Source organism: Maritimibacter sp. 55A14 (genome assembly GCF_003122205.1).
Classification (GTDB): domain Bacteria; phylum Pseudomonadota; class Alphaproteobacteria; order Rhodobacterales; family Rhodobacteraceae; genus QEYE01.
The window spans coordinates 1-1,187 of sequence record NZ_QEYE01000063.1; the positions used below are offsets into that span (position 1 = coordinate 1).

1 protein-coding gene is annotated in these 1,187 nt (G+C 66.4%); it reads left to right on the forward strand.

Annotated features, from left to right (window positions below; genetic code table 11):
- A partial coding sequence (locus DDZ14_RS19185) for a hypothetical protein (protein WP_233252661.1) occupies positions 1 to 1,061 on the forward strand: 1,061 nt, incomplete at its 5' end.
- Positions 1,062 to 1,187 lie beyond the last annotated feature (126 nt).

Sequence of the window (1,187 nt, forward strand, 5' to 3'; positions counted from 1 at the left end):
AAGGATGTACCATGCTGGGACAGTCACGCTACGCGCTTTCGACATTGCTCGCCTTCGGGATGACCGGGGCCTTCTTGCCGACCGCGCCCGCCCATGCTGAGCCGCTTTCCTTCTCGGCCGATTTCGCGGTGGAGCTTGAGAACGACTACACATTCGACGCCGACGATCCGGCCGCCGAACTCAACGATTTCTTCGCCACGATCGAAGGTGCGCTGGCGCTGGAAGTCGCGCCGGGCAGCGGGGTCTACGCAACGCTGGTGCTGGAGCCGATCGACGATCCCGTGGATGACCGGTTCCTCGAAGACCACGGCCTCTATGCCGAGGAGTTGTACGTCGCCCATGACTTCGGTGCCGCAGCGGTGAAGCTGGGCAAGTTCAACCCGGCATTCGGCGTCGCCTGGGACGCGGCGCCGGGCATCTACGGCGTCGACTTCGCCGAAGATTACGAGTTGACCGAGCGGGTAGGGCTGGGCTTGGACATCCCGCTGGGCGGGGCGGGTGAGCACCAGTTATCGCTCGCAGCGTTCTTCGCCGACACGAGTTTTCTGAGCGACTCGGTAATCGAATCGCGCGGACAACTGGACCGTTCCGATGGCGGCGCGTCGAACACCGAAAGCCCCGAATCCGCGTCGGCGGAGCTGAGCGGCAGCCTGGGCGAGGCGGCCTATAACCTGGGTCTTCGGCACCAGAAGCGCGGCCGCGGCGATGCTGGGGACGAGACCGGCGTGGTGCTGGGCCTGTCGCGGCCGTTGGCGCTGGGCGGGGCCGAGGTCACGGTGCTGGGCGAGCTGGCCTGGTTCGAGAATTTCGACGGCGGCCCGGACGAGGCAGTCTACGGCACTCTGGGCCTGGAGGCCGACATTGCCGGTCCCGCTGTGCTCTCGGCGGTCTACGCGGTGCGCGATGCCGAGAACGCCGACACCGACCATCTGGCAACGGTTACGGCGGATTTTGAACTGGCCGAGGGGCTCACACTGGGCGCAGGTTACCGTTACGGCCGCGAAGGAGGCGGGGACAGCCACACGCTGGGCGCGCTGCTGGTCTACGAGTTTGGGATCTGAGCATCGGGGTCGAGCGGGAAATGGACCGAGAGGAAAGCGACGCGGGATGACGAGATTACGTAGCCTCGTACCCAAGCCCCTGCTGCTTCTGGCTGCGATCGCGGGGGCGGCGCATGCGGCGGGGCA